This window comes from Promicromonospora vindobonensis (assembly GCF_042685865.1).
In the GTDB taxonomy this organism is placed as follows: domain Bacteria; phylum Actinomycetota; class Actinomycetes; order Actinomycetales; family Cellulomonadaceae; genus Promicromonospora; species Promicromonospora vindobonensis.
Genome location: NZ_JBHUOG010000001.1, coordinates 124,625 through 148,590 on the forward strand (window position 1 = coordinate 124,625; position 23,966 = coordinate 148,590).

Annotated in this window: 18 protein-coding genes; 9 read left to right on the forward strand and 9 right to left on the reverse strand. The window is 71.7% G+C overall.

Translation table 11 applies throughout. The features are described from left to right. Nucleotides 1-22: 22 nt before the first annotated feature. Complete coding sequence (locus tag ACFS27_RS00630; RefSeq protein WP_377179298.1) at nucleotides 23-451, reverse strand: DUF1801 domain-containing protein; 429 nt, start codon at nucleotides 449-451, stop codon at nucleotides 23-25. A gap of 89 nt (nucleotides 452-540) precedes the next feature. On the opposite strand from ACFS27_RS00630, the gene ACFS27_RS00635 reads away from it, so the two are divergent. Further along, a complete protein-coding gene (locus tag ACFS27_RS00635; RefSeq protein WP_377179300.1) occupies nucleotides 541-1,431 on the forward strand; it encodes an aminoglycoside phosphotransferase family protein in 891 nt (296 codons plus the stop codon). Nucleotides 1,432-1,460: 29 nt separating this feature from the next. Then, the gene (locus ACFS27_RS00640) at nucleotides 1,461-2,168 is read left to right on the forward strand and encodes a DUF4241 domain-containing protein (RefSeq protein ID WP_377179302.1); all 708 of its coding nucleotides are present in this window, start codon (nucleotides 1,461-1,463) and stop codon (nucleotides 2,166-2,168) included. Between the two features lie 15 nt (nucleotides 2,169-2,183). Here ACFS27_RS00640 and ACFS27_RS00645 read toward each other — a convergent pair whose 3' ends face one another. Then, nucleotides 2,184-3,116: a threonine/serine dehydratase gene (locus ACFS27_RS00645; RefSeq protein WP_377179304.1), complete on the reverse strand. Its 933-nt coding sequence runs from the start codon at nucleotides 3,114-3,116 to the stop codon at nucleotides 2,184-2,186. Nucleotides 3,117-3,177: 61 nt separating this feature from the next. After that, on the reverse strand, nucleotides 3,178-3,864 hold the full coding sequence (locus ACFS27_RS00650) for an NUDIX hydrolase (protein WP_377179306.1): 687 nt from the start codon (nucleotides 3,862-3,864) through the stop codon (nucleotides 3,178-3,180). Between the two features lie 120 nt (nucleotides 3,865-3,984). Here ACFS27_RS00650 and uxaC point away from each other — a divergent pair, with 120 nt between their 5' ends. After that, a complete protein-coding gene (gene uxaC, locus ACFS27_RS00655; RefSeq protein ID WP_377179308.1) occupies nucleotides 3,985-5,406 on the forward strand; it encodes a glucuronate isomerase in 1,422 nt (473 codons plus the stop codon). Then, a complete protein-coding gene (locus ACFS27_RS00660) occupies nucleotides 5,403-6,779 on the forward strand; it encodes a mannitol dehydrogenase family protein (protein ID WP_377179310.1) in 1,377 nt (458 codons plus the stop codon). Before uxaC ends, ACFS27_RS00660 begins: the two co-directional genes overlap by 4 nt. 10 nt (nucleotides 6,780-6,789) lie before the next feature. On the opposite strand, the gene ACFS27_RS00665 is transcribed toward ACFS27_RS00660, so the two are convergent. From ACFS27_RS00665 to ACFS27_RS00675, 3 genes are all read right to left on the reverse strand, one after another. Continuing rightward, complete coding sequence (locus ACFS27_RS00665; protein ID WP_377179312.1) at nucleotides 6,790-7,803, reverse strand: LacI family DNA-binding transcriptional regulator; 1,014 nt, start codon at nucleotides 7,801-7,803, stop codon at nucleotides 6,790-6,792. Nucleotides 7,804-7,872: 69 nt separating this feature from the next. Next, a complete protein-coding gene (locus tag ACFS27_RS00670; protein ID WP_377179314.1) occupies nucleotides 7,873-8,655 on the reverse strand; it encodes an alpha/beta fold hydrolase in 783 nt (260 codons plus the stop codon). 101 nt (nucleotides 8,656-8,756) lie between these two features. After that, the gene (locus ACFS27_RS00675) at nucleotides 8,757-9,389 is read right to left on the reverse strand and encodes a TetR/AcrR family transcriptional regulator (RefSeq protein WP_377179316.1); all 633 of its coding nucleotides are present in this window, start codon (nucleotides 9,387-9,389) and stop codon (nucleotides 8,757-8,759) included. A gap of 79 nt (nucleotides 9,390-9,468) precedes the next feature. On the opposite strand from ACFS27_RS00675, the gene ACFS27_RS00680 reads away from it, so the two are divergent. The 5 genes from ACFS27_RS00680 to ACFS27_RS00700 all read left to right on the forward strand — a co-directional run bounded on the left by ACFS27_RS00680 (nucleotide 9,469) and on the right by ACFS27_RS00700 (nucleotide 18,621). Continuing rightward, nucleotides 9,469-10,377 carry an alpha/beta hydrolase gene (locus ACFS27_RS00680; protein WP_377179318.1) on the forward strand — a complete coding sequence of 303 codons (909 nt, stop codon included), beginning with the start codon at nucleotides 9,469-9,471 and terminating at the stop codon, nucleotides 10,375-10,377. 118 nt (nucleotides 10,378-10,495) lie between these two features. After that, nucleotides 10,496-11,104, forward strand: coding sequence for a hypothetical protein (locus ACFS27_RS00685; protein ID WP_377179320.1), 609 nt, complete (start codon nucleotides 10,496-10,498; stop codon nucleotides 11,102-11,104). A 424-nt stretch (nucleotides 11,105-11,528) separates the two neighbouring features. Continuing rightward, on the forward strand, nucleotides 11,529-12,596 hold the full coding sequence (locus ACFS27_RS00690) for a multicopper oxidase domain-containing protein (RefSeq protein WP_377179322.1): 1,068 nt from the start codon (nucleotides 11,529-11,531) through the stop codon (nucleotides 12,594-12,596). A gap of 89 nt (nucleotides 12,597-12,685) precedes the next feature. Beyond that, nucleotides 12,686-16,693, forward strand: coding sequence for a ThuA domain-containing protein (locus ACFS27_RS00695; protein WP_377179324.1), 4,008 nt, complete (start codon nucleotides 12,686-12,688; stop codon nucleotides 16,691-16,693). A 29-nt stretch (nucleotides 16,694-16,722) separates the two neighbouring features. Continuing rightward, complete coding sequence (locus ACFS27_RS00700; RefSeq protein ID WP_377179326.1) at nucleotides 16,723-18,621, forward strand: OmpL47-type beta-barrel domain-containing protein; 1,899 nt, start codon at nucleotides 16,723-16,725, stop codon at nucleotides 18,619-18,621. A gap of 139 nt (nucleotides 18,622-18,760) precedes the next feature. Here the strand turns inward: ACFS27_RS00700 and acnA are convergent, their stop codons facing one another. The 3 genes from acnA to ACFS27_RS00715 form a co-directional block, all read right to left on the reverse strand. Continuing rightward, nucleotides 18,761-21,538: an aconitate hydratase AcnA gene (gene acnA / locus ACFS27_RS00705; RefSeq protein WP_377179328.1), complete on the reverse strand. Its 2,778-nt coding sequence runs from the start codon at nucleotides 21,536-21,538 to the stop codon at nucleotides 18,761-18,763. A 142-nt stretch (nucleotides 21,539-21,680) separates the two neighbouring features. Further along, on the reverse strand, nucleotides 21,681-22,487 hold the full coding sequence (locus ACFS27_RS00710; protein ID WP_377179330.1) for an SGNH/GDSL hydrolase family protein: 807 nt from the start codon (nucleotides 22,485-22,487) through the stop codon (nucleotides 21,681-21,683). Between the two features lie 75 nt (nucleotides 22,488-22,562). Continuing rightward, complete coding sequence (locus ACFS27_RS00715) at nucleotides 22,563-23,963, reverse strand: class I SAM-dependent RNA methyltransferase (protein WP_377179332.1); 1,401 nt, start codon at nucleotides 23,961-23,963, stop codon at nucleotides 22,563-22,565. Nucleotides 23,964-23,966: the final 3 nt, after the last annotated feature.

Genomic DNA, 23,966 nt, shown 5'->3' on the forward strand with positions numbered 1-23,966 from the left:
CCTGACGTCAACGCGGCCGCGTTCAGGACTCCGCGGCGCGCTGCCCGAACGTGCCTGCGGTGACCGTGGCGAACGAGCGGCGTACCAGCTCTTCGAGCATGGTGAGATCGACCTGCTCGAGGTCTTTCAGGTACAGGCAGCCGACGCCGGTGGTGTGCGGGCCGAGCCGCGCCAGCAGGTCCTCGTGCGCGCCCACGCCGTCCGCGAGGTACACCGTGCTCGCTGCCTTCCGTGGCGCGAACGCCGCCGCAGGGGCGTGCCCGGAGTGGCCGCTCGCGTACACGTACCGGTACTCGCCGAAGCCGATCATCGACGTGCCGAACATGCGCGGCGCCTCGCCCGTGACCCGCTCCATGAGGTCGCACAGCGTCCGCGCGTCGCGCCGCCGGCCGGCGGGCGTCACGGCGTCGAGGTAGGCGACGGGGTCGCCGTCGGTCCAGGTGGTGGCCATGCTCCAGTATGGGCACACCGGTACCGTTGACCGCCCGCCCGGCACCGAACATCCACACCGGACACCCGTACAGGACAAAGGAGGCCGCCGTGGTCGCCGCCGACCTCGACGTCACCGTCGACCTCACCCGAGCTCTCCTGGAGGAGCAGCATCCCGATCTCGCCGACCGGCCGCTCGAGCTGGTGGCGAACGGCTGGGACAACGTGATGGTCCGGCTGGGTGACGACCTCGCGCTGCGTCTCCCCCGGCGTGAGCTCGGGGCGCAGCTCATGCGCAACGAGCACCGCGTGCTCCCGCTGCTCGCCCCGCGGCTGCCGGTCGCCGTGCCCGCCCCCGTGCGTACCGGCGCGCCCAGCGCGGCGCTCGGCTACCCCTGGCCGTGGGGCGTCGTACGGTGGGCCGACGGCGTCCCTGCGGCCACGGTCCCCGCGGCGGAGCGCACCCCGTGGGCCGAGCACCTGGCGCGGGTGTTCGTGGCGCTGCACCAGCCGGCTCCCGAGGACGCCCCGGGGAACAGGTTCCGCGGGATCCCCGTCGCGGAGCGGTCGGCGACCTTCGACGACCGTCTCGACCTGCTCCCGGAGCGGTTGCACGTGCGCGCCCGCGACCTGTGGGCCGACGCGGCGGACGCCCCTGGGTACGACGGCGTCCCCGTGTGGCTGCACGGTGACCCGCACCCCGCCAACCTGGTGGCCGACGGCGGCCGGCTCTCCGCCGTGATCGACTTCGGGGACGTGACCAGCGGCGACCCGGCGTCGGACCTCGGCGCGATGTGGCTCGTCTTCGACGCGGAGGGCCGGGACCGCTTTCGCCGCGTGGTCGACACGCACGCGCGGGACGGGCGTGGCTGTGACGCCGGGATGTGGCGCAGGGCGCGGGGCTGGGCCCTGCTGTACACGACCATCTGCTTCTCCTACCCGGACACGCACCCGATCATGGTCGGGGTAGGGGAGCACGCGATCGAGCAGCTCTTCGGCTGAGTGTCGGTGAGCGTCGGTAGGTTCCTCGCATGTCCTACTTCAGGCCCCTCTTCGCCCTGTGCTCCGGCACGCCCGACGGCACGCCGTACCCCCAGACGGTGCACGACCTCGGCGTCCTTCACGTGCCGTCGGGCCGGGTCGAGGCGTCCGACCCGTACGTGACCCTCGGCGACGGCCTCGTGGCCACCGTGCCGCCTGGCTCCTACCCGGTGCGGGTCACCGTCGCCGACGTCTCGGACGCCCGGGACGGCAGCCACCCGCGGGAGGCGTACCTGTCCCTGGTGGTCTCCGACGCCGCCCCCGTCGCCGACGTGCGGCTCGTCTCGCCGGACGGTGCCGAGCCGCCGACCGCCGACGAGTTCTACGGCGTCGGCGTCGACGCGGGGACGGTCGCCCTCGCGGACGCCGGGGCGGTCATCACCTGCATGCCGCCACGGGACGGCGACTGGTACGAGGACATCTTCGACAACGGCACCGAGCAGTCCTGGTTCGCGCTCCAGGACGACCCGGACCACTACCGGAACGGCTGCGCCAACGTCACCCTGCCGCTGGCCACCGCCGGCGAGAACGTCGTGCTCAGCCACTCCGGCTGGGGCGACGGCTTCTACCCGGTGGTCAGCACCCACGCCGCCGACGGGACGCTCCTCGGTGTGCACATCGACCTCCTGGTCGCCGGGCCCGACCACGAGGACGGCCAGGACGAGGACGAGGAGGCCCCGGTCGCTGTCGGCGCCTGAGCCACGAGGGTGCGGTCAGAACCGCACGGCCGTCGTGTTCGCCCCGCACACCAGCACGGCCACGCGCTCCCCCGGCCGCGGCACGTAGGCGCCGGACAGGAGCGCGGAGAGGGCCGCAGCGCCGCCCGGCTCGGTCACCACCCTGGCCGTGTCCCAGAGGGAGCGCTGCGCCGACGCGATGGCATCGTCCGTGACCAGGACCGACTCGGCGACGAACTGCTGGGCGATCGGGAACATGTGCCGCCCTACCTGCCGGGGGGCGAGCGAGTCTGCGGCGATGCCCTCGGTCGGCGCGTCCACCGGCTCTCCGGCTGCGAGCGCCCGGTGCAGCGTCGGCGCGCCCTCCGGCTCGACGGCGACGACCTTGACGTCGCCGCGGAACCAGGCGGCGATGCCGCCGATCAGCCCGCCGCCGCCCACGGCGACGAGGAGCGTGTCGAGGCCGGGCAGGTCCTGGCCGATCTCCAGCCCGAGCGTGCCCTGCCCGATCAGGGTCTCGGGCTGGTCGTAGGCGTGGACGGTCAGCGCGCCGGTTCCTGCGACGAACTCCTCGCTCGCTGCGAGGGCGTCGGCGTACCGGTCGCCGCCCACGACGAGCTTTGCGCCGTAGCCACGGATGCGGTCGGCCTTGGCCGACGAGGTCACGCTCGGCACGAAGATGGTCGCCGGGACGCCGAGCCGGGCCGCTGCGTAGGCGACAGCGGCCCCGTGGTTGCCGCCCGAGGCGGCGACCACGCCCGCGTCGGGCACCTCGCGGGTCAGGAGGCTCGTGAACGCGCCGCGCGCCTTGAAGGAGCCGGAGTGCTGCAGGTGCTCGAGCTTGAGCGCCACGGGGTGCGCGGGCCGGCCGAAGTCGGCCAGGTCGACCTCCAGCACGGGGGTGTGCCGCACGTGCGGGCGGATCAGGGTCTCGGCGGCGCGGATGGCGGCGCGGGTCACCTCGGTCATCGGGTCCTCCTGGGGGCGTCGGACAGGTTCGGGTCGTCGGGCATCGTCGGGCCGGTGGACGTCACGAGAGCCCCAGCTCCTTGGTGCTGTCCCAGTCCTCGGTCCAGCCGAGCTGGTCGAACATCGCGTCCAGCACCCCTGCGGTGAACCCCCACACGAGGTGGGTGACGGCGCCGTCGTGCACGTGGAATCCCGGGCCGCGCCATGTCTGGTTGCCGCGGCGCGCGACGACGGTGAAGCGGTTGGCGGGGTCGAGCAGGTCGGCCACGGGGGCGCGGAAGACGTGTGCGGACTCGGCGACGTCGACCACACGTACGGGGGTGGGGCGGGCCCACCAGCCGAGGACCGGCGTGACGACGTGGTTGCTGACCGGCATGGGCAGCGCGTCGAACGCACCGAGCACCTCGATGCCGGACGGGTCGAGCCCGGTCTCCTCGACGGCTTCGCGCAGGGCTGCCGTGACGGCGTCCTCGCCGTCGTCGGCGCGCCCGCCGGGGAACGCGACCTGGCCGGCATGGCTGCGCAGCGTGCTCGCGCGCGCGAGGAGCAGGACGTCGAGGTCGGCGGGCACCGCGAGGTCGTGGTCCTCCCGGTCGGCCGCGAGGCCGTCCAGGACGCCGAACAGCACGAGGACCGACGCCGGGCGCGCGTCACCGGAGAAGTCACCGCGTGCGTGCCGCCAGGGCCCTTCGAAACCTTGCTCGGCGAGCGCGACCAGCTGCTTGCGTGCGGATGCGGAGGAGCTCACTGCCCGACCTTAACTCTCGCCGCAGGGGCGACCGGCTCTCCTGGCGACCTCTCCTGGCAAAGCGCGACAACTGATGGCAAACGGTTGTCGACAGGTCCGGCCCCGAACAGACTCGCCGGCATGAGCCGACCTGCCGCCCCTCTTGTCCTGCATGCCGACCGGCTGCTGCCCGCGGACCCCGGTGTGCTCGAGATCGCCCGCCGGCTGTACGCGGCGGTGCGCGAGCTGCCGATCATCTCCCCGCACGGGCACGTCGATCCCGCCGTGCTCCTGCACGACACGCCGTTCAGCGACCCGGCCGCCCTGTTCGTGACGCCCGACCACTACGTGACGCGCCTGCTGCACGCGTCGGGGGTCCAGCTCGCGGAGCTCGGGGTCGGGCAGGGCCGGCTCGACCCGTCGGCGGCCCGCGAGGCGTGGCGGCTGCTGTGCTCGCACTGGCACGTCTTTCGCGGGACGCCGGTCCGCTACTGGCTGGAGTCCGAGCTGGCCGAGATCTTCGGCATCACGGTCCGGCCCTCCGCCGCCACCGCCGACCAGATCTACGACCAGATCGCCGACCGGCTGACCCGGGCGGAGTTCCGGCCCCGCGCGCTCTTCGAGCAGTTCCGGATCCAGGTCCTTGCCACGACCGACGACCCGACGGACGACCTGACGGTCCACCGGGCGCTGGCCGACGACCCGACGTGGTCGGGCCGTGTCGTCCCGACCTTCCGTCCGGACCGCTACCTGGAGGTCGGCTCGCCCACCTGGCAGGAGGACGTGGCCCGCCTCGGTTCCGTCGCGGGGACCGACACGACGGGGTTCGCGGGCTGGGTCGAGGCGATGGAGTCCCGCAGGGCTCACTTCAGGGCGCACGGAGCGGTCTCCAGCGACCACAGCCACGAGGACGTCCGGACGGACCCGCTCGAGCCGGCCGATGCCGAGCGCATCTACCGCGAGGCCGTAGCGGGCCGCGCCGCGCCGCGAGACGCCGTCGCGCTGCGCAGGCACATGCTGCTCGAGATGGCGCGGATGGCCACGGAGGACGGGCTCACGATGACGTTGCACCCGGGTGTCCGCCGCGGTCACCACACGCCGACCCTGCGCACCTTCGGGCCGGACACCGGCCACGACATCCCGCTGCGTGGCGACTTCACCGACCCCCTGCGGCCCCTGCTGGAACGCTTCGGGACGCACCCGAACCTCAAGCTGGTGCTCTTCACCCTCGACGAGACGGTCTTCTCCCGCGAGCTCGCGCCCCTCGCCGGCTTCTACCCCTCGGTCTACGTCGGCGCGCCGTGGTGGTTCCTCGACGCACCGGAGGCGGTGCGCCGCTGGCGGTCCGCCGTCACGGAGTCCGCGGGCTTCACCAGGACGTCGGGGTTCATCGACGACACGCGGGCCTTCTGCTCCATCCCGGCCCGCCACGACATGGCGCGCAGGCTGGACAGCGGATACCTGGCCCGGCTCGTCGCCGAACGCCGCCTCGACGAGGACGAGGCCCTCGACGCCGCCGTCGACCTGGTGACCACGCAGCCGTCGGAAGTCTTCGGCCTGTGACCGCGCTCGACGCCGCCCCCGTGCCGCTGCGGCGCACGCGGCCGGCTCCCCCGGTACGCCACGTCCACGTGGGCCTGGGCAACTTCTTCCGGGCCCACCAGGCCTGGTACACCCACCGCGCGCCGGACGGTGACCAGTGGGGGATCGCCGCGTTCACCGGGCGGAGCCCGCACCTTGCCGACGCGCTCCACGAGCAGGACGGGCTCTTCACGCTCGACACGCGGGGCGCGGACGGCGACCACTTCGAGGTCATCACGTCGGTCGCCGCGACGCACCCGGCGCGGGACCACGGCGCCTGGCTGCGGTACCTCGCCGACCCGCAGGTCGTCCTGGTCTCGCTGACCGTCACGGAGGCGGGGTACTCCCGCGGGCCGGACGGCGGTCTCGCCGGCACCGACCGGGTGGCCGCCGACCTGGCCGCCCTGCTCGCGGACCCGTCGGCCCTCGTCAGCACCGTCCCGTTCCGGCTGGTGGCGGGGCTGGCCGCCCGGCGGGCCGGTGGGGCGGGGCCGCTCACCGTCGTCCCGTGCGACAACCTGCCCGACAACGGCGCCGCCACCGCTCGTGTCGTCCGTGAGGCCGCGCGACTCGTCGACCCGGCCCTCGCCGGCTGGATCGACGACAACGTCTCCTACGTCACGACGATGGTCGACCGCATCACCCCGGAGCCGACCGACGGCGACGTCACGTCCGTCGCCATCGCGACGGGCGTGCTGGACTCGTCCCCCGTCGTGACCGAGCCGTTCAGCGAGTGGGTGCTCAGCGGCAGCTTCCGCGCGGGCAGGCCGCGCTGGGAGGCGGCAGGGGCGACGTTCACCGACGACGTCCGGCCGTTCGAGGCGCGCAAGCTGGGCCTGCTCAACGGCGCACACTCCCTCCTCGCCTACGGCGGGCTCCTGCGCGGGCACACCACGGTCGCGGACGCCGTGGGCGACCAGGTCTGCCTGGCCTGGGTCGAGCAGTGGTGGGACGAGGCCTCGGCCCACCTGGCCGCCCCTGCGGACGGCATCGCGGCCTATCGCACGGCGCTGCTCGCCCGCTTCAGGAACCCGGCCATCCGCCACCGCCTGGACCAGATCGCCGCCGACGGCTCGCAGAAGCTCCCTGTGCGCATCGTCCCGACGGTCCGCGCCGAGCGGGCCGCCGGCCGGCTCGCGCAGGGTGGGGCCCGCGTCCTGGCCGCCTGGATCCTCCACCTCCGGGCCGGCGCCTCCGTGACGGACGTGCGGGCGGCGGAGCTGGTCGGGCTCGCTGCCGGCGGCCTCGACGAGGCGGTTCCTCGCGTCCTCGGCGAGCTCGACCCCGAGCTGGCCGAGGACGCCGGCCTGGTCGCCGCCGTCCTGAGCGAGGCAGGGCGGATCGACCGCGCCTGATCGGACGGGGCTAGTGCCTGCGTGCGGTGGAACCTCGCACGATGAGCTGGGACGGGAGCAGCGCGGGACGCAGGGTTCGTGGCGTGTCGGTACCCAGCCGGCCGAGCAACGTCTTGATCGCGAAGGCGCCGAGGTTGTGCAGCGGGGCCGCGACCGTCGTCAGGGGCGGCGTGCAGAAGTCGGAACCGAAGATGTTGTCGAAGCCGACCACGCTGACGTCCTCGGGGATGCGGGTGCCCATCTCGGTCAGGCCACGCATCATCCCGATCGCCATGAGGTCGTTGTAGACGATGACCGCGCTCGTCGGGCTGTCGCCGAACGCGCGGGCAGCCGCGAGACCGCCGTCGACCGTCGGCGGGAACGGCCCGATCCGGCGCGGACGCAGCTCGAGCTCGTAGGTCGCCTCCCGCAGCGATCGCCACCGCATCCCGTCGACCCACGAGGCCTCCGGTCCCGCGACGTACATGATCGTCGTGTGCCCCAGCTCGACCAGGTGCTCGACCGCTCGGCGCATCCCGCGGGCGTTGTCGGTGACGACGCTGGGGATGTCGGTCATGACTCGGTTGAGGACCACGGTGGGCCGCTGCTTGGCGGCGACGCGGATGGACGAGTCCGAGAGCCGCGACGTCGCCAGGACGATGCCCTCCACCAGCGGGATGACCCGGTCGAGCGCCTCCCGCTCCGTCTCCATCGACTCCTCGACGTCGGCGACGAGCATCGTGTACCCGGCCTTGCGGGCCACCTGTTCCGCACCGCGGATGATCTGGAAGAAGAAGGGGTTGGTCACGTCGGCGACGATCAGGGCGAGGAGCGACGTCTTGCCCGTCGGCAGGCCTCTGGCCAACGGGTTGGTGCGATACCCCAGCTCGGCGGCCACCTTGCGGATCCGCTCGGCCGTCTCGGCGTTCACCCTGCCGGGTCGGGAGAAGGCCCGCGATACCGTCGACGGCGCCACGCCGCACGCCTTGGCGACGTCGTAGATCGTCGGGCTGGTAGGTCGCGGCGGGCCCTGCGTCGGGTCCATGACAGGCACGTTAAGGCTCTCCTCGCGAGAAGACAACCGCTTGCCGGTGGAAGCGCCCGTCCGGAGGTCTCACCAGAGGAACGACCGGACGGCGGTCGCCACCGCCGAGGGCCGGTCGCGGTGCACCGCGTGGCCAGCGCCCACGACGACGCGGACCCGCACGCTCGGGTTGCGGATCATGAGCTCGACACCCGTGCGGGGCCGGAACAGCGCACCGTGGGCGGGGTCGGCCCCCAGCACGAGCGTCGGCACCACGAGCCGGGTGATGACGTCGGTGTGCCGCCACGGCGCGTTGTCCCGCAGGGTGTGGGCCACCGCTCCGGCGTCGGCGGCCTTCGCGGCCGCCGCGACCGCCGCGACGTCGCGGCGGTCCCATGCCACGTGCGCCGCCCGCACCGCCTGGGCCGACGGCGGGTGGGTGGCCTCGGCGATCTCTTCGACCGCACCCGTCTCGAAGCGGTCGTCCGGGATGTCGAGCGCCGGGTCGAGCAGCACGAGGCGGCGCGTGAACCGGCGGTCGGCGTCCGTGGCCAGCGCACCGAGCAGGCCACCGAGGCTGTGTCCCACCACGACGTCCCAGCCGGTGCCGAGGGCGCGCACGTCGGCGACGTGGTCGGCGAGCAGGTAGGAGTCGGCGCGCGGGCTCGTGCCGTGGCCGCGCAGGTCGGGGGCGACCACCTCGTAGCCGTCCTCGGCGAGGGCCTCCGCGAGCCGCCACCAGGTCGCGCCCGCCGACCCGATGCCGTGCAGCAGCAGGGCCCGGCCGGGCCCGGCGCCCCAGCGGGTCGTGGCGAGCGCAACGGACGCCGGCGGCTCGGACGCGCCGTCGGGAACCTCGTGCCACATCACCATGACCACTTCACCATGAACAGAGAGTAACGATCAGGTGTATACGGTCTGAAACCAGATCTATACAGGTCTGAAACATTCGAACTCTCTCGACGTTCGCCGGCTCACCGCAATACGGCCGGGTCCGCACCGTGCGCCGCCAGGAGGGCCCGCACCGCCTGCTCGGCACGCCCGTACACGCGGTCGTCGGCGAACAGGAGAGAGCGGTCGTTCGCGGCGTTCAGGAGCGCGTTGATCTCGAACTCCACCTGGTCGGGGTCGGTGCCCGGGGCCAGCTCACCGGCGTCGACCGCCGTCCGCACGTGGCGCTCGACGTAGGACTCCCAGGACCGCTGCGCCACCACGACGGCATCCCGCACGGCACCCTCGCGCATGTCGAACTCCACCTCGACGGTGCGGAAGAAGCATCCGCCGCGGAACACGCGCGAACGGGAGTACTCGATCCAGGCCAGCACCAGCGCCCACAGGCGTGCCAGCCCGCGCTCGGCGGACCGCGCCGGGGCTATCACGTGCTCCGCGTAGATCTCCGTCGCCCGCTCCACGGCGGCGAGCTGCAGCTTCTCCTTGGAGCCGAACAGCCCGGCGATCGCGCTCTTGTTCACGGGCGCCGACGCCGCCAGCGCGCCGAAGGACAGCGCGTCCAGCCCGCGCACAGACGCCTCCTGCACCGCATGGTCCAGCACGGCGCGGCGGGTGCGGTCGCCGCGGGCGCGGCGCAGGTCGGTCGAGTCGTCCACAAAGAGAGTGTACGACCGTTCGCACATCCGATAGTGTGCGAACGATCGTACAGATTGTTCGCACTCACCGGAGGTCCCCGTGCCCCTGACACAGCGCGCGACCCGCGCCACCTTCCGCGTCCTCGGCCGCGCCGCACCGCCGGCCGCCGTGGCCCTCGGCTCGGCTCTCTACTGGAGGACCGGCGCACCGGCACCGGTCCGGCCCGCCGACCGGGCCGTCCACGACGCCGCCCGCCAGGCCCCGCTCGCACACCGCCCAACGGCCCACCGCGGCCGGGACCCGCGTGCCGACACGGCGGGAACCGTCACGGTCGCCACGTACAGCTGGGGCGAGCCCGGTGCCCCTGCAGTCCTGCTGGTCCACGGCTGGCGCTCCCGTGCGTCGGCGTTCGGGCGGATCATCGAGGACCTGACGGGCGCAGGACTCCGGGCCGTTGCCTACGACGCACCAGGCCACGGCGCCTCCGGCGGGCGTCGGCGCACCGGGCTGGACGACCTCGCCATCATCCGCCGTCTGTCCGACGCCGAGGACGCGCCCTGGGCCGCGGTGATCGGGCACTCGCTCGGGGTCCTGGCCGCGGGGATCGCCCTGCACGAGGGGCTCGAGGCCGAGCGGTTCACCGCGATCTCGGGCCTCACGTCGGCCCGCGTCACCACCGACGGGTTCGTCCGCACGGCGGGGATCCCATGGGCGCTACGGGACCGCTTCGCGGCGGGCGCCCAGCGCTACGCCCTGCCCGACCACCCTGACGTCTACGAGCGCTTCGACCTGCTCCGGCGCACCGTCCCCGCGTCGGTCCCCGCACTCTGGGTGCACGACGCCGGGGACCGCGTGAACCCCCATCACCTGTCGGAGCAGCTGCACGAGGCCCACGCGGCGTCGAGCGAGCTGTTCACCACCACCGGCCTGGGGCACAACAAGATCCTGGGCGACCCACCGGTCCGGTCCAGGATCCAGGACCACCTGGCGGCACCGGCGTCCGCGTAGCGCGCAGCGGCGCATCACCACCCGGATGCATGGATCCTTCCCTGACCTGCAAAAACACCCTATTCTTGCGTCCGGTTCGGTCCGATCCGGTGCCGCAGGGGGGACGACGATGGAGCACGTGAGCGACCACGCCCTCGCGGCGACGGCGGTCGGCGTACTGGCCGCCCTGTGGTTCGCCTGGACCGTCCGGCACTCCGGCCCCGTGACGCGGCTCGTCCCGTACCTCGGCGTCGCGCTGTCCGTCGCCGTCGTGGTCCTGGGCATCCTGGCCGCCGTCGGCGCCTGGCCCGACGGCACCGTGGTGACCGGGCAGGTGGTCAGCATCTACGTGGCGGCGCTCCTCGCCCACGGCACCCTGACGCGCTGGTGCACCGGGCTCATCGCGAGCAGGTACCGCAGGGCGGTCGCGGCGGCAAAGGACGACGCCAAGGCCGGTGTCACGACCGGGAAGCCGCGGCTCCACCTGATCCCGACGGTCGTCGCCGTGTCGACGGCGATCCAGGTGGCGATCATCGCCAACACCCTCGACGTGCCCGACCTCTACCTCGGCGCCGCCGCAGGGTTTCTCGCCGCCGTGCTGGCCTGGCCGCTCGGCTGGGCGCTCCGCGTGACCACCCGCCCGCGGGGCCATCGCACGACGGCGGGGCTCGCCCACCCGCTGACCGGGCTGCTCACCGGTGCGGTCCTGCTCGGCACCGCGGCGTGGGTGCTCCTGCCGCCGCCGTAGGCCCCGTCGCCCCTCGCGCACCGGCGCCCCGTCCCGCACTCACGCGGGGCGGGGCGCCGCATCTTTACCTAGACGGATAGAGGAAGTATGACGTTGTTCCTTCATCTTTTGCTTGACACTCGACAGAAGTCCCCATAGGTTCACAAAGCCACCTTGTGGTGCACAACACGCATGCGAGCCATCTAAGGTCTAACCGACAAGACGGCCGTATGAGTCATGAGGGCGTGTCCGCCGCCGTTGACGGTCACGAGCCGACGTCCTTGGAGGGAACGACGATGTGGTCCACCTTCGTGACAATCGTGACACCGCTGTCACCCGCGGCGTCGCCGCCTACGGCCTCGCGCGCCTGAGCCCCCCAGTCCCTCCTGATCCCTGCCTCGCCGGGACGGCCACAGGCCTGCCCGACGGTGTCGAACGGAGACGCATGTCTGAGAACACAGCTGAAATTCGATCCCAGAAGAACGGCCTGTCGCGCCGCTCGATCCTGACCGGCACCCTCGCGGGTCTCGTCGCGCCGACGGCGGTGCTGGCGCTCGGCGCCGACACCGCCGCAGCCGTCGGCCCCGGGGCCATCCGACCGCTGGGCACGACCCGGCACATCACGATCTTCGCGGAGCCCCTGCCCGGGGGCCAGTACGGTTACGGCCTCACCCCCGGCAAGGCCAGCATCCCCGGTCCGCTCCTGGAGATGTGGGAGGGCGACACCCTCCAGATCGAGCTGGTGAACAACACCGACAAGCGTCTGTCGATCCACCCGCACGGCGTCGACTACAAGACCGAGTCGGACGGGAGCCCGTTCAACGACTCGTTCAACGAGCCCGGCGAGACCCGCACCTACACGTGGAGCACCCACGCGCAGCAGCAGCTGGACGACGGCCACTGGCTGCCCGGCTCCGCGGGCTACTGGCACTACCACGACCACGCGCTGGGCGGCGAGCACGGAACGGCCGGGCTGCGCGCCGGCCTCTACGGCGGGCTCATCGTGCGCCGCAAGGGCGACATCCTGCCCGACCGCACCTTCACCGTCGTGTTCAACGACATGACCATCAACAACAAGTCGGCGCCCGACACCCCGATGTTCGAGGCCAACCTCGGCGAGACCGTCGAGTTCCTCGCGATCGGGCACGGCGACCAGCTCCACACCTTCCACGTGCACGCCCACCGCTGGGCGAACAACCGGACCGGCTACCTGACCGGCCCGGACGACCCCAGCCAGGTCGTGGACAACGCCGACCTCAACCCCGGCTCCTCCTTCGGTTTCCAGGTCAAGGCCGGGCAGAAGGTCGGCGCCGGCGCCTGGATGTACCACTGCCACGTCCAGTTCCACTCGGACGGCGGGATGGCCGGGGTCTTCCTGGTCCGCAACGCCGACGGATCCATGCCCGACGGAGCACAGGAGGCCATCGACCGGTTCCACGAGCACGGCGGACACATCGCCGGCAGCAGCACGGAGTCCGCCACCAAGACCGACGCGGGCCACGCAGGCCACTGACCGCCGGACACGCCGCGTCGGCGACGACACGGCGTCGCGGGCGGGGACGAGCCCCGGACGCATTGATCACGCGCAAAGGAGCAGCAGTGATGGAACGGATAGGAAGACGCAGGATCCACGGGGCAGCGGCCCCGCGCAGAACGGTACGCAGCACCCTCGCGGCAGTCGCAGGTGCCACCCTCGTCGTCGGGCTGGCGACGGTCCCGGCGCAGGCCCAGCGCAGCACCGTCGACACAGCACCAGCGGCCCTCGCACCGGCGGCCCTCGACGTGTCCCAGGACGCGGCGGACGTCAACGTGCTGGTGTTCCACGGCGCACCGGACAAGCAGAACGACCCCGTGGCGGCAGCCACGAGGACCATCAGGGAGCTGGGCGCCGAGCACGGGTTCACCGTGCACACGGCCAGCGACCCGAAGGCCTTCACCGCGAAGAACCTCGCGAACTACCGCGGCGTGGTCTTCCTCTCCGCCGACGGCGTGGAGCTGTCGACCGAGCAGGAAGCCCAGCTCAAGGCGTACATGCAGGGCGGTGGCGGGTTCCTCGGCATCCGCGACGCCGCACGCGTGCAGGCCCGCTCGCAGTGGTTCACGGGCCTCATCGGCACACGGCCGGCCGGCAACCTGCCGGACCCGCTGGCCGTCGCGAGCGTGACCGCGACCGCGGAGAACCCCCCGAACGAGGACGCCGAGAACCTGATCGACGGCGACTCGAACACCAAGTGGCTCGCCTTCGAGTCGACGGCGACCATCAGCCTCGAGATGGCAGAGCCTGTCGTGGCCTCCCGGTACGCGCTCACCTCTGCGAACGACTTCGCGGGCCGCGACCCGCGGAGCTGGACGCTGGAGGCGTCCACCGACGGTGAGACGTGGACCGACCTGGACGCGCAGACGGACCAGGAGTTCCCCGACCGGTTCACCCCGATGGACTACCGGTTCGAGAACGAGACGGCCTACCAGCACTACCGCCTCGACATCACGGCGAACGCGGGCGACGACCTCACCCAGCTCGCCGAGATCCAGCTCTTCGACGCGGCGGCCGACGACGTGCCGGAGCCGGAGGTCAAGGTGCAGGAGGCGACGGTCAACGTCGTCGACCGCGAGCACCCGGCCAACGACGGTCTCCCCCTCAACTGGACCCGTTCCGACCGGTGGCTCAACTGGTCGCCGAACCCGGTCGGCGACGTGCACACCGTCGCGCAGGTCCAGGAGTGGGACTACGACGCAGGTGAGAGCGCCAACGGCGCCTTCCACCCCATCTCGTGGTGCCGTGACTACGACGGCGGCCGCTCGTTCTACACCGGCATGGGCGGCACCACCGCCAGCTACTCCGAGGACGAGTTCCGCAGCCACCTCCTGGGCGGTCTGCTCTGGTCCACCGGCATGTCACGTGGCGACTGCCAGGCGACGATCGCGGACAACTACAAGACCGAGCGCCTGACGGTCAAGAACACCGCGGGCACGCTCGACCAGATCGGTGAGCCCCACGGGCTGACGGTCGCCCCCGACGGTGGCGTCTTCTACATCGGCAAGGCGGCGTGCCCGTCCGGCCCGGTCGAGTCCTGGGAGGACCCGGACGTCGGGCTCGGCTGTGGCACCGTCCACCGCTGGGACCCGGAGTCCGCGGAGACCAAGCTGCTGACCACGCTGGACGTCATGGGCAACCGTGGCAGCGGCAGCGAGCTGGTCAAGAACGAGGAGGGTCTGCTGGGGATCACCCTCGACCCGAAGTTCGACGAGAACAGCTGGATCTACCTGTACTGGATGCCGCACGAGTCGATCGACACCGAGCGGCGCGTCGGTGAGCGGACGGTGTCGCGCTTCACGTACGACGCCGAGGCGAACACCATCGACCAGTCGACCCGCAAGGACCTCCTGTCCTGGGAGACCCAGATCCACAGCTGCTGCCACGCGGGCGGCGGCATGGACTTCGACAACGACGGCAACCTGTACATCGGTTCCGGTGACGCTAACTCCTCCGGTGGTTCCGGTGGCTACTCCGGCAACAACTGGACCCAGGAGTACGCGGGCATCTCTTTCCAGGACGCGCGCCGCACCGCCGGCAACACGAACAGCCTGAACGGCAAGATCCTGCGTATCCACCCGGAGCCGGACGGCACGTTCACGGTCCCGGAGGGGAACCTGTTCCCCGAGGCCGACGACCCGGGCGACAAGACGCGCCCGGAGATCTACGTCATGGGCGTCCGCAACATCTCGCGCCTGGCCTACGACAAGAAGAACGACTGGCTGACCGCGGCATGGGTCGGGCCGGACGCTGGGCTGCCCGACCCGGAGCTCGGGCCGGCGAAGTACGAGACCGCCACGATCATAACGTCGGCGGGCAACCAGGGCTGGCCCTACTGCATGGGCAACGGGCAGCCTTACCGTGACCGCAGCAACGAGGACGCGTCCGTCCTGACGGGCTGGTACGACTGCGACAACCCGAAGAACACGTCGCCGCGCAACACCGGCCTGGTCGACCTGCCGCCGGTGCGCGACAACATGATCTGGTACTCGCCCAGCGGTGGCGGACCGGTCTTCCCGGAGGGTGAGAACGGCATCCCGTCCTACGTGGACTCCGAGGCGACCTACACCCTGCCGTACCTGCGGGGTGGCGGTCAGGCCGTGATGAACGGTCCCACCTACCAGCGCTCCGAGGTGGACACCGACAGCGGTTCCGCCTGGCCCGCCTACTGGGACAACAAGTGGTTCATCGGTGACCAGTCGAACTCCAACAACCGGATCGCCGTCACGGTGAACCCGGACACGGTCGAGGAGGCAGGTCCCCCGGTCTTCGCAGAGGACCTGCGCCAGATCATCCGGGGCGGCAACGGCGACGACCGCGTCGACCAGTGGATGGACGCCAAGTTCGGTCCGGACGGGGCGTTGTACCTGCTGGACTACGGCGGCGGCTTCTTCTCCCTGACCGACCGCCAGAAGCTCACCCGGATCAGCTACACGGGCGGACCGGCCACGCCGGTACCGGCCGCTGCCGGAGCCAGCGTGCAGAGCGACCCGCTCACCGTCGCCTTCACCGGGGACACGTCGGGCGGCGTCTCCTACGCCTGGGACTTCGGGGACGGCTCCACGTCGACCGAGGCCAACCCGCGGCACACCTACGACCGGGTCGGCAGCTACGACGCGACGGTCACCGTGACCTACGCCGACGGCGAGACGAGCACGGTGGACGTACCGGTCGAGACCACCTGCACCATCCCGGACGACCGGGACACCGTCTGGTTCGGGGAGACCGACACCCGGGTCCAGAACGACGCCCTGGGCGGCTGCACGATCAACGACCTGATCAACGACGAGAAGGAGTACGACACCAACGGCCGCTTCGTCAACCACGTGACCGACGTGGCCGACCAGCTCCTTGCCGACAAGGTCATCACCCGCACGGAGCACAAGAAGCTGCTCCGGGCAGCCTCGGAGTCCGGCATCGGCGCCGACGGCAGCACCGGCTACCGGTGGCTCTACGACGGTACCGCCCAGTCGCTCGCCGGCTGGCGGCAGGCTCCTGGCGGGAACTTCGACCACCTGCCGAGCGGGTCCATCAAGGCCCAGGGCGGCCTGGGCATGCTCTGGTACCCCGGGGAGGAACTCGAGGACTTCTCGCTGAAGCTGGAGTTCAAGGACGTCGCCCCCGGTGACGGGCACGCCAACAGCGGTGTCTTCACCCGGTTCCCCGACCCGCGAGTTCCCAAGGACGAACGCCCGGAGTGCGGTCAGCTGACCGACGCCGAGGCCTGGGTGGCCATCTACTGCGGCCACGAGATCCAGCTCTACGACGGCGCGAGCGGCGAGCCGCAGAAGACCGGCTCGGTGTACAACTTCGACTCGAACAGCCTGGCCGAGGCCGGGGTGACCCCCAAGGGCGAGTGGAACGAGTACGAGATCCAGGTGGTCGGCCAGCAGTACACGATCATCCGCAACGGCGTGGTGATCAACGAGTTCGAGAACTCGCCGGGCAAGCAATCCTCGCGCGCCGGTGACCCGCCGACCGACATGCGGCAGTTCCTCAGCGGCTTCATCGGTCTGCAGAACCACAGCGACGCCGACGCCATGGAGTTCCGCAACATCCGGGTGCGAGACCTGTGACCACGTCCGAGAAGATGAGAGGCGCCCCCATGTTCCGACAGAAACTCTCCCGGCTTCTCGCCGGGGCAGCGGTCAGTGCCCTCGTGGCACTGCCGCTGGCCCCGGCGGGGGCCGCCGCGGTGGAGTACCGCGGCGACGCACCGTCCAGCCCGTCCGCCACCCAGGCGGCCGGGTCGGCCGAGGCCCCCGCGACAGAGCAGGCAGCGGCGGAACAGGTACTGACCTGGACCGCTGACGCCAGCGTCACGGAGTACGCCTCGGCGCCCGCGACGGCGACCGCAGGGGCCACCACGGTGGTCTTCGAGAACAGCGCGGCCACCGGCAACAACATCGGCATGTCGCACACCCTGACGTTCGACACCAGCACGCCGGGGTACAACCACGACGTCGACCTGGACATCCTGGCCAACCCGTTCGACAACAACGGCGGACAGTACGAGGCAGAGGTCGTCCTGACCCCTGGCACGTACCGGTACTTCTGCGCGATCCCCGGCCACGGCACGATGGCCGGCGAGCTCGTGGTCACCGAGGCCGGCGGGGGCGACGACACCACTGCCCCGGTCAGCACGGCACAGGTCACCGGCCAGCAGGACGCGGACGGCGCCTACATCGGCTCGGCCACCGTGAACCTCAGCGCCGAGGACGACAGCTCCGGCGTCGAGAGCATCGAGTACGCGCTCGACGGCGGCGAGTACGTCCCGTACACCGAGCCCGTCGTCCTCGACACGCCCGGCACGTACACGCTGGAGCACCGGGCGACCGACGTGGCGGGCAACACCTCGGCACCGGAGACGGTGCAGGTCGTGGTGGTGGCCGCCGACGGGGAGGACACGACGGCCCCCGTCGTCACTGCCGAGGTGACCGGCGACCTCGACGACAACGGCGCCTACGTCGGGTCAGCGACCGTGAACCTCGCGGCGATGGATGCCGGATCGGGCGTGGCGGGCGTCGAGTACGACCTGGACGGCGCCGGCTACGCGGCCTACACGGACCCCGTGGTCGTCGACACGCCAGGTGAGCACACGGTGACCTACCGGGCCACCGACAACGCCGGGAACGTCTCCGAACCCGGCTCGGCGACGTTCACCGTCGTCGAGGCGCCGGTCGAGGACACCACTCCCCCGACCGTCACCTCCCAGGTCACGGGTGAGCAGGACGCCGACGGTGCCTACATCGGTTCCGCCACGGTGCAGATCCTGGCCGAGGACGCCGGATCGGGCGTGGCGACCGTCGAGTACAACCTCGACGGCGCCGGCTACACGCCCTACACGGACCCCGTGGTCGTCGACATCACGGGTTCGCACACGGTGTCCTACCGGGCCACCGACAACGACGGCAACGTCTCGGAGCCGGGCACGGTGGAGCTGGTCATCGTCGGGGGCGGTGACCCGCCGGACACCACGGCACCGATCGCGTCCGCGCAGGTCGACGGTGACCAGGACGACGACGGCGCCTACATCGACTCGGCGACGGTGACCATCAACGCACGGGACGGCGAGTCGGGGGTCGCGTTCATCGAGTACGCGCTCGACGACTTCATCTTCCGGGCGTACACGGGCTCGTTCGACGTCACGGACCCGGGGGCGCACGCGCTGCAGTACCGGGCCACCGACAACGCCGGGAACGTCACCCGGACGGGGACCCTCCGGTTCTCCGTCTCGCGGGACGCGACCGACGCCTGCCCGGTGTCCGACGAGCGCCCGACGGTGATCATCGGCGGCGTGGACAGCGGGGTGGCGAACGTGGACACCGGTAACGGGTGCACGATCGCCGACCTCGTGGACGCGGACGGCCTGTGGGTCAGCAACAAGGCCTTCGTCAGCCATGTCACCCAGATCGCCGAGCGGCTCGAGGCGGACGGGACGATCGACGCGAAGGACCGCAGGACGCTGGTCAACGCCGCCAGGAAGTCCGACGTCGGCAAGTAGTCGGTACCGACGCAGGACCTGAGGGGAAGTGGACCGTCTGCCTCGGCAGGCGGTCCACTTCGCGTCTCCCCCTGCCGCGAGACGCCGGACGCCCCGCCGCTCGAAGAGCGACGGGGCGTCCGGCCGGCAACGGTCAGTCTCAGGCGACCAGCGAACGCAGCACGTACTGCAGGATGCCGCCGTTGCGGTAGTAGTCCGCCTCACCGGGGGTGTCGATACGGACCACGGCGTCGAACTCGACCTGCGAGCCGTCGCCCTTGGTCGCGGTGACCTTGACCGTCTCGGGCGTCGTGCCCTCGTTGAGCGCGGTGACGCCGGTGACGTCGAAGGTCTCCGTGCCGTCGAGGCCCAGCGACTCGGCGCTCTGGCCGGCCGGGTACTGCAGCGGCAGCACGCCCATGCCGATGAGGTTGGAGCGGTGGATCCGCTCGAAGCTCTCGGTGATGACGGCCTTGACGCCCAGGAGCGCAGTGCCCTTGGCGGCCCAGTCGCGCGACGAGCCGGAGCCGTACTCCTTGCCGCCGAGCACCACGAGCGGGGTGCCCGCAGCGGCGTAGTCCTGCGCGGCGTCGTAGATCGTGTCCTGCGCGTCCTTCACGAAGTTGAAGGTGAAGCCGCCCTCGACGCCCGCACCGTTGTTCTCCGAGGCGAGGAGCTGGTTGCGCAGGCGGATGTTCGCGAACGTGCCGCGGATCATGACCTCGTGGTTACCACGGCGCGAGCCGTAGGAGTTGAAGTCGCGACGCCCCACGCCGTGCTCGGCGAGGTACTTGCCCGCAGGGCTGTCCGGCTTGATGGAACCGGCCGGGCTGATGTGGTCGGTGGTGACCGAGTCGCCGAGCTTGGCGAGCACGCGGGCTCCGCGGAAGTCGGTGACGGGCTCCGGCGTCATGCCCATGCCGTCGAAGTACGGAGGCTTGCGCACGTACGTGGACTCGGGGTCCCAGGCGAACGTGTCGCCCTCGGGGGTCTCCAGGGCGGCCCAGCGCTCGTCGCCCTTGAACACGTCGGCGTAGTCCGCCTCGAACATCTTGCGGTCGATCGAGGAGGCGATCGTCTTCTCGACCTCTTCCGGCGTGGGCCAGAGGTCGCGGAGGAAGACCGGGGCGCCCGACTCGTCGCGACCCAGCGGGTCGTGCTCGAAGTCGAACTCCATGGTGCCGGCCAGGGCGTACGCGATGACCAGCGGCGGGGACGCCAGGTAGTTCATCTTGACGTCCGGGTTGATCCGGCCCTCGAAGTTGCGGTTGCCGGACAGCACGGACACGACGGACAGGTCGTGCTCGTTGACCGCCTCGGAGACCTTCTCGTCGAGCGGGCCGGAGTTACCGATGCAGGTGGCGCAGCCGTAGCCCACCAGGTGGAAGCCCAGCTTCTCGAGGTAGGGCCAGAGACCGGCCTTCTCGTAGTAGTTGGTCACGACCTGCGAGCCGGGAGCCATGGAGGTCTTGACCCACGGCTTCGACACCAGGCCCTTCTCCACCGCGTTCTTCGCGAGCAGCGCCGCGGCCATCATGACCGACGGGTTCGAGGTGTTGGTGCAGGACGTGATCGAGGCGATCGCGACCGCGCCGTGGAACAGCTCGAACTCCTTGCCCTCGCTGTTCGTGACGTGCACGTGCTTGCGACCGTTGGGCGTGATGGCCGGCGAGTCGGACGCGGGGAACGACTCCTTCTCTGCCTCGTCCACCCGGTCCATGACCTCGGGCGCGTACGTGGGCAGGTCGCGCATGAACGCGCTCTTCGCGTTCGTCAGCTCGATGCGGTCCTGCGGGCGCTTCGGGCCGGCGATCGACGGGACGACCGTCGACAGGTCCAGCTCGAGGTACTCGGAGAACACCGGCTCCGGCGTGTCGGAGTCGAGCCAGAGGCCCTGCTCCTTCGCGTACGCCTCGACCAGCGCGACCTGCTCGTCGGAGCGGCCGGTCAGGCGGAGGTAGTCGATGGTGACGGAGTCGATCGGGAAGATCGCGGCGGTGGAGCCGAACTCCGGCGACATGTTGCCGATCGTGGCGCGGTTCGCGAGCGGCACCTGGGCGACGCCCTCGCCGTAGAACTCGACGAACTTGCCGACCACACCGTGCTGGCGCAGCATCTGCGTGATCGTGAGCACGACGTCGGTGGCCGTCACGGCGGCGGGGATGGAGCCGCTCAGCTTGAAGCCGACGACGCGCGGGATGAGCATCGAGACCGGCTGGCCGAGCATCGCGGCCTCCGCCTCGATGCCGCCGACGCCCCAGCCCAGCACACCCAGGCCGTTGACCATGGTGGTGTGCGAGTCGGTGCCGACGCAGGTGTCGGGGTACGCGCGCAGCACAGGCGCCTCCCCGTCGACGGACACCTCGCGGGTCATGACCGTGCGGGCCAGGTACTCGATGTTGACCTGGTGCACGATGCCGGTGCCCGGCGGGACGACCTTGAAGTCGTTGAACGCCGTCTGGCCCCAGCGCAGGAACTGGTAGCGCTCGTGGTTGCGCTGGTACTCGAACTCGACGTTGCGCTGGAAGGCGTCGGCCCGGCCGGCGACGTCGATCTGCACGGAGTGGTCGATGACCATCTCGGCAGGGGCGAGCGGGTTGATCTTCGTGGCGTCGCCGCCGAGCGTGGCGACCGCCTCACGCATGGTGGCGAGGTCCACGATGCAGGGCACACCGGTGAAGTCCTGCATGATCACGCGCGCCGGCGTGAACTGGATCTCGGTGTCGGGCTGCGCGTCGGGGTCCCAGGACGCGACGGCGCGCACGTGGTCGGCGGTGATGTTGGCGCCGTCCTCCGTGCGCAGGAGGTTCTCGGCGAGGATCTTCAGGGAGTACGGGAGGCGCTCGGCTCCCTCGACCGCGCTGAGCCGGAAGATCTCGTAGGACTTGCCGGAGACCTCCAGCGTTCCCTTCGATCCGAACGTGTCCACGGTGCTCACTGTGGCTCCTTCTGCGGGGCTGACGGTGCGTCGGCTCTCACAGGCGCGGTCATCGCGCAATGGAGCCTTCGCATGGGTTCCAGGGGGCTTCACCCAGCCTAAGCCGGGCTGCTCAGGCCAGCATAACGCATATATCTTGACGTCAAGATATCTGCGCGACCACCCGGCGGGCGATGGCCCCGTAACCCTTGTCGTTGACGTGCACGCCGTCCGCGTCGACGTGCCGGTCGGGCACCACGTCGGGGTCGATCATCGAGACGTACGTCGCGTCGTGCCGCTCGGCCGCCGCACGCACGGCGCTGTCCAGCGCGCGGGCCTCCAGCCCGATCTCCCACGGCGTGGACGGACCCACGGCGACGATCTGCGCGTCCGGGAAGCGTCGTGCGGCCAGCTCGTACGTGTCGGCGACCGCCCGGAAGACCTCGGCGGGCGTCTCGCGCAGCTCGGGGAAGTCGTTCTGCCCTCCGGCGATCACCACGACGTCGATCTGCCTGGGCTCGCGCACGGACCGCAGCTGCTCCTCGTACGACAGCAGGCCCCTGTCGGGGTTCCTGCTCACGAACCCGGTCCCGCCGTCCGCGACGTTGCGCTCGACCCAGCCCAGCTCACGCGCGACCAGGGTGCTCCACCGCTTCGCCGGGGACGACGCACGCTGGCCCACCGTGTACGAGTCGCCGACGAACAGCGCGACGGGCGGCTCCGCATCGACGCCCACCACGGCCGGCGTCCCGGACGGCGCAGGAGCGGACGTCGGGGTCGGCGCAGGGCCGGGCGGCGTCGGGGCGGGGGCAGGCGCGGGGGTGTGCGTGGGCGCGGAACCGGCGACCGTCGTCATCCCGCCGCCGACCGAGAGCCCACCGGCGCCCACGAGCATGCCAACGGCCACCGCCAGGACGAACGCCGCCGTCACGCCCACCACGAGCCCGCCACCCACCAGCCATCGCTTCACGAGGCGCATCCTATGCGCCCCGAAGAGAGCGTTTTGTCCACGCTGCCGGACCGGCCGTCCGGTGCGCCCGGAAGGTCAGGACTTCCGGTCAAGGACGGCAACCGCCTCGAGGTGGTGCGTGTGCGGGAACAGGTCGAACGCCCGCACCCGCGAGAGCGCATAGCCGTGCGCGGCGAGGTAGCCCACGTCCCGGGCGAGAGCAGCAGGGTCGCACGCCACGTACACGATGCGCCGTGGGTTCTTGGCGGCGATCGCGTCGACCACGGCCCGCCCGGCGCCCGACCGCGGCGGGTCCAGCACGACCACGTCGGCGTCCGGGACGGTGCTCTCCTCGCCCCGCGCACCCGCCAGCACCTGCTCCACGGTGCCCACCTCGAGCGTCACCTGCCCGGCCGCGTGCGCGTTGCGGCGGGCGTCCTTGGACGCCTGCTCGTCGCCCTCGACGGCGATCACCCGCCCCTCCGGCCCGACGGCGTCGGCGAGCGGCAGCGTGAACAGCCCGGCGCCCGAGTACAGGTCGAGGACGGTGGCCCCGGCCAGCTCGCCCGACGTCGCGCCTGCCGCCTCCAGCACGGCACCCGTCAGCACGGACGGCGCCTCGCGGTGCACCTGCCAGAACCCGCCCGCGGCCACGCGGTAGCGATGCGTACCCCACGGCCCCGCCACGAACTCGCTCACGGAGCGGCGGGCGTTGGGCCGGGTGTCGGGCTTCCCGCGGCGCCACGGCTCGCCGTCGACCAGCAGCACCGGCTCGCCGTCGGACGGCGACACCAGCGTGAGCTGCGCGCCCGGCGTCCAGGTGCGCGTGAACACGTCCTCCGCCACCGCGAACGCCGCGACCTCCGCCGTGCCGAGCGGCATCTTCTTCAGCGCGACGACGTCGTGCGAGCGGTGCTTGCGCATCCCCGCGTGCCCGTTCGCGTCGGCCACCAGGTCGATCCGGGTGCGGTAGTGCAGACCGCGGCGCTCGTCGTCGCCCGGCGCACCCTCGACGGTGACCTCGCGGGCCAGCCACTCCGGATCGATCCGGGCCAGGCGCTGCAGCTGCTCGACGAGCACGTCGGTCTTCCAGCGGCGCTGGGCCGGCAGGGCGACGTGCGAGAGCTCGCCGCCGCCCACGCCGTCAGGCCCCGCAGCGGGCCAGGCGGGCTCCACCCGGTCCGGCGATGCCTGCAGCACCTCGACGGCGTCGGCTCGCCAGAAGCTCGGCCCACCCTCGGTGACGCGGGCGCGGACCCGTTCGCCCGGCAGCGTGTGCCGCACGAAGACGACCCGGCCGTCGAGACGGGCGACGCAGTGCCCGCCGTGCGCGACGGGGCCGATCTCCAGCTCGACCTCGAGACCCACCTCGGGGGCGGGGACGTCGCTCACGCTGCGGCCTCGGCCCGGTCGCGGGGAGCGCTGCGGACGACGGCGCGGGCGTGCGCCCGAGGAGGGGTCGGCGGGCGCGGAGCGACGGTCGGGGTTGCGGGGCATGCA

Bases quoted from the DNA above. Each gene is read 5' to 3' on its own strand.
- ACFS27_RS00630 (WP_377179298.1), bottom strand. From the start codon at position 451: ATGGCCACCACCTGGACCGACGGCGACCCCGTCGCCTACCTCGACGCC.
- ACFS27_RS00640 (WP_377179302.1), top strand. From the start codon at position 1,461: ATGTCCTACTTCAGGCCCCTCTTCGCCCTGTGCTCCGGCACGCCCGAC.
- ACFS27_RS00645 (WP_377179304.1), bottom strand. From the start codon at position 3,116: ATGACCGAGGTGACCCGCGCCGCCATCCGCGCCGCCGAGACCCTGATC.
- uxaC (WP_377179308.1), top strand. From the start codon at position 3,985: ATGAGCCGACCTGCCGCCCCTCTTGTCCTGCATGCCGACCGGCTGCTG.
- ACFS27_RS00665 (WP_377179312.1), bottom strand. From the start codon at position 7,803: ATGGACCCGACGCAGGGCCCGCCGCGACCTACCAGCCCGACGATCTAC.
- ACFS27_RS00670 (WP_377179314.1), bottom strand. From the start codon at position 8,655: ATGGTGATGTGGCACGAGGTTCCCGACGGCGCGTCCGAGCCGCCGGCG.
- ACFS27_RS00690 (WP_377179322.1), top strand. From the start codon at position 11,529: ATGTCTGAGAACACAGCTGAAATTCGATCCCAGAAGAACGGCCTGTCG.
- ACFS27_RS00695 (WP_377179324.1), top strand. From the start codon at position 12,686: ATGGAACGGATAGGAAGACGCAGGATCCACGGGGCAGCGGCCCCGCGC.
- ACFS27_RS00700 (WP_377179326.1), top strand. From the start codon at position 16,723: ATGTTCCGACAGAAACTCTCCCGGCTTCTCGCCGGGGCAGCGGTCAGT.
- ACFS27_RS00715 (WP_377179332.1), bottom strand. From the start codon at position 23,963: ATGCCCCGCAACCCCGACCGTCGCTCCGCGCCCGCCGACCCCTCCTCG.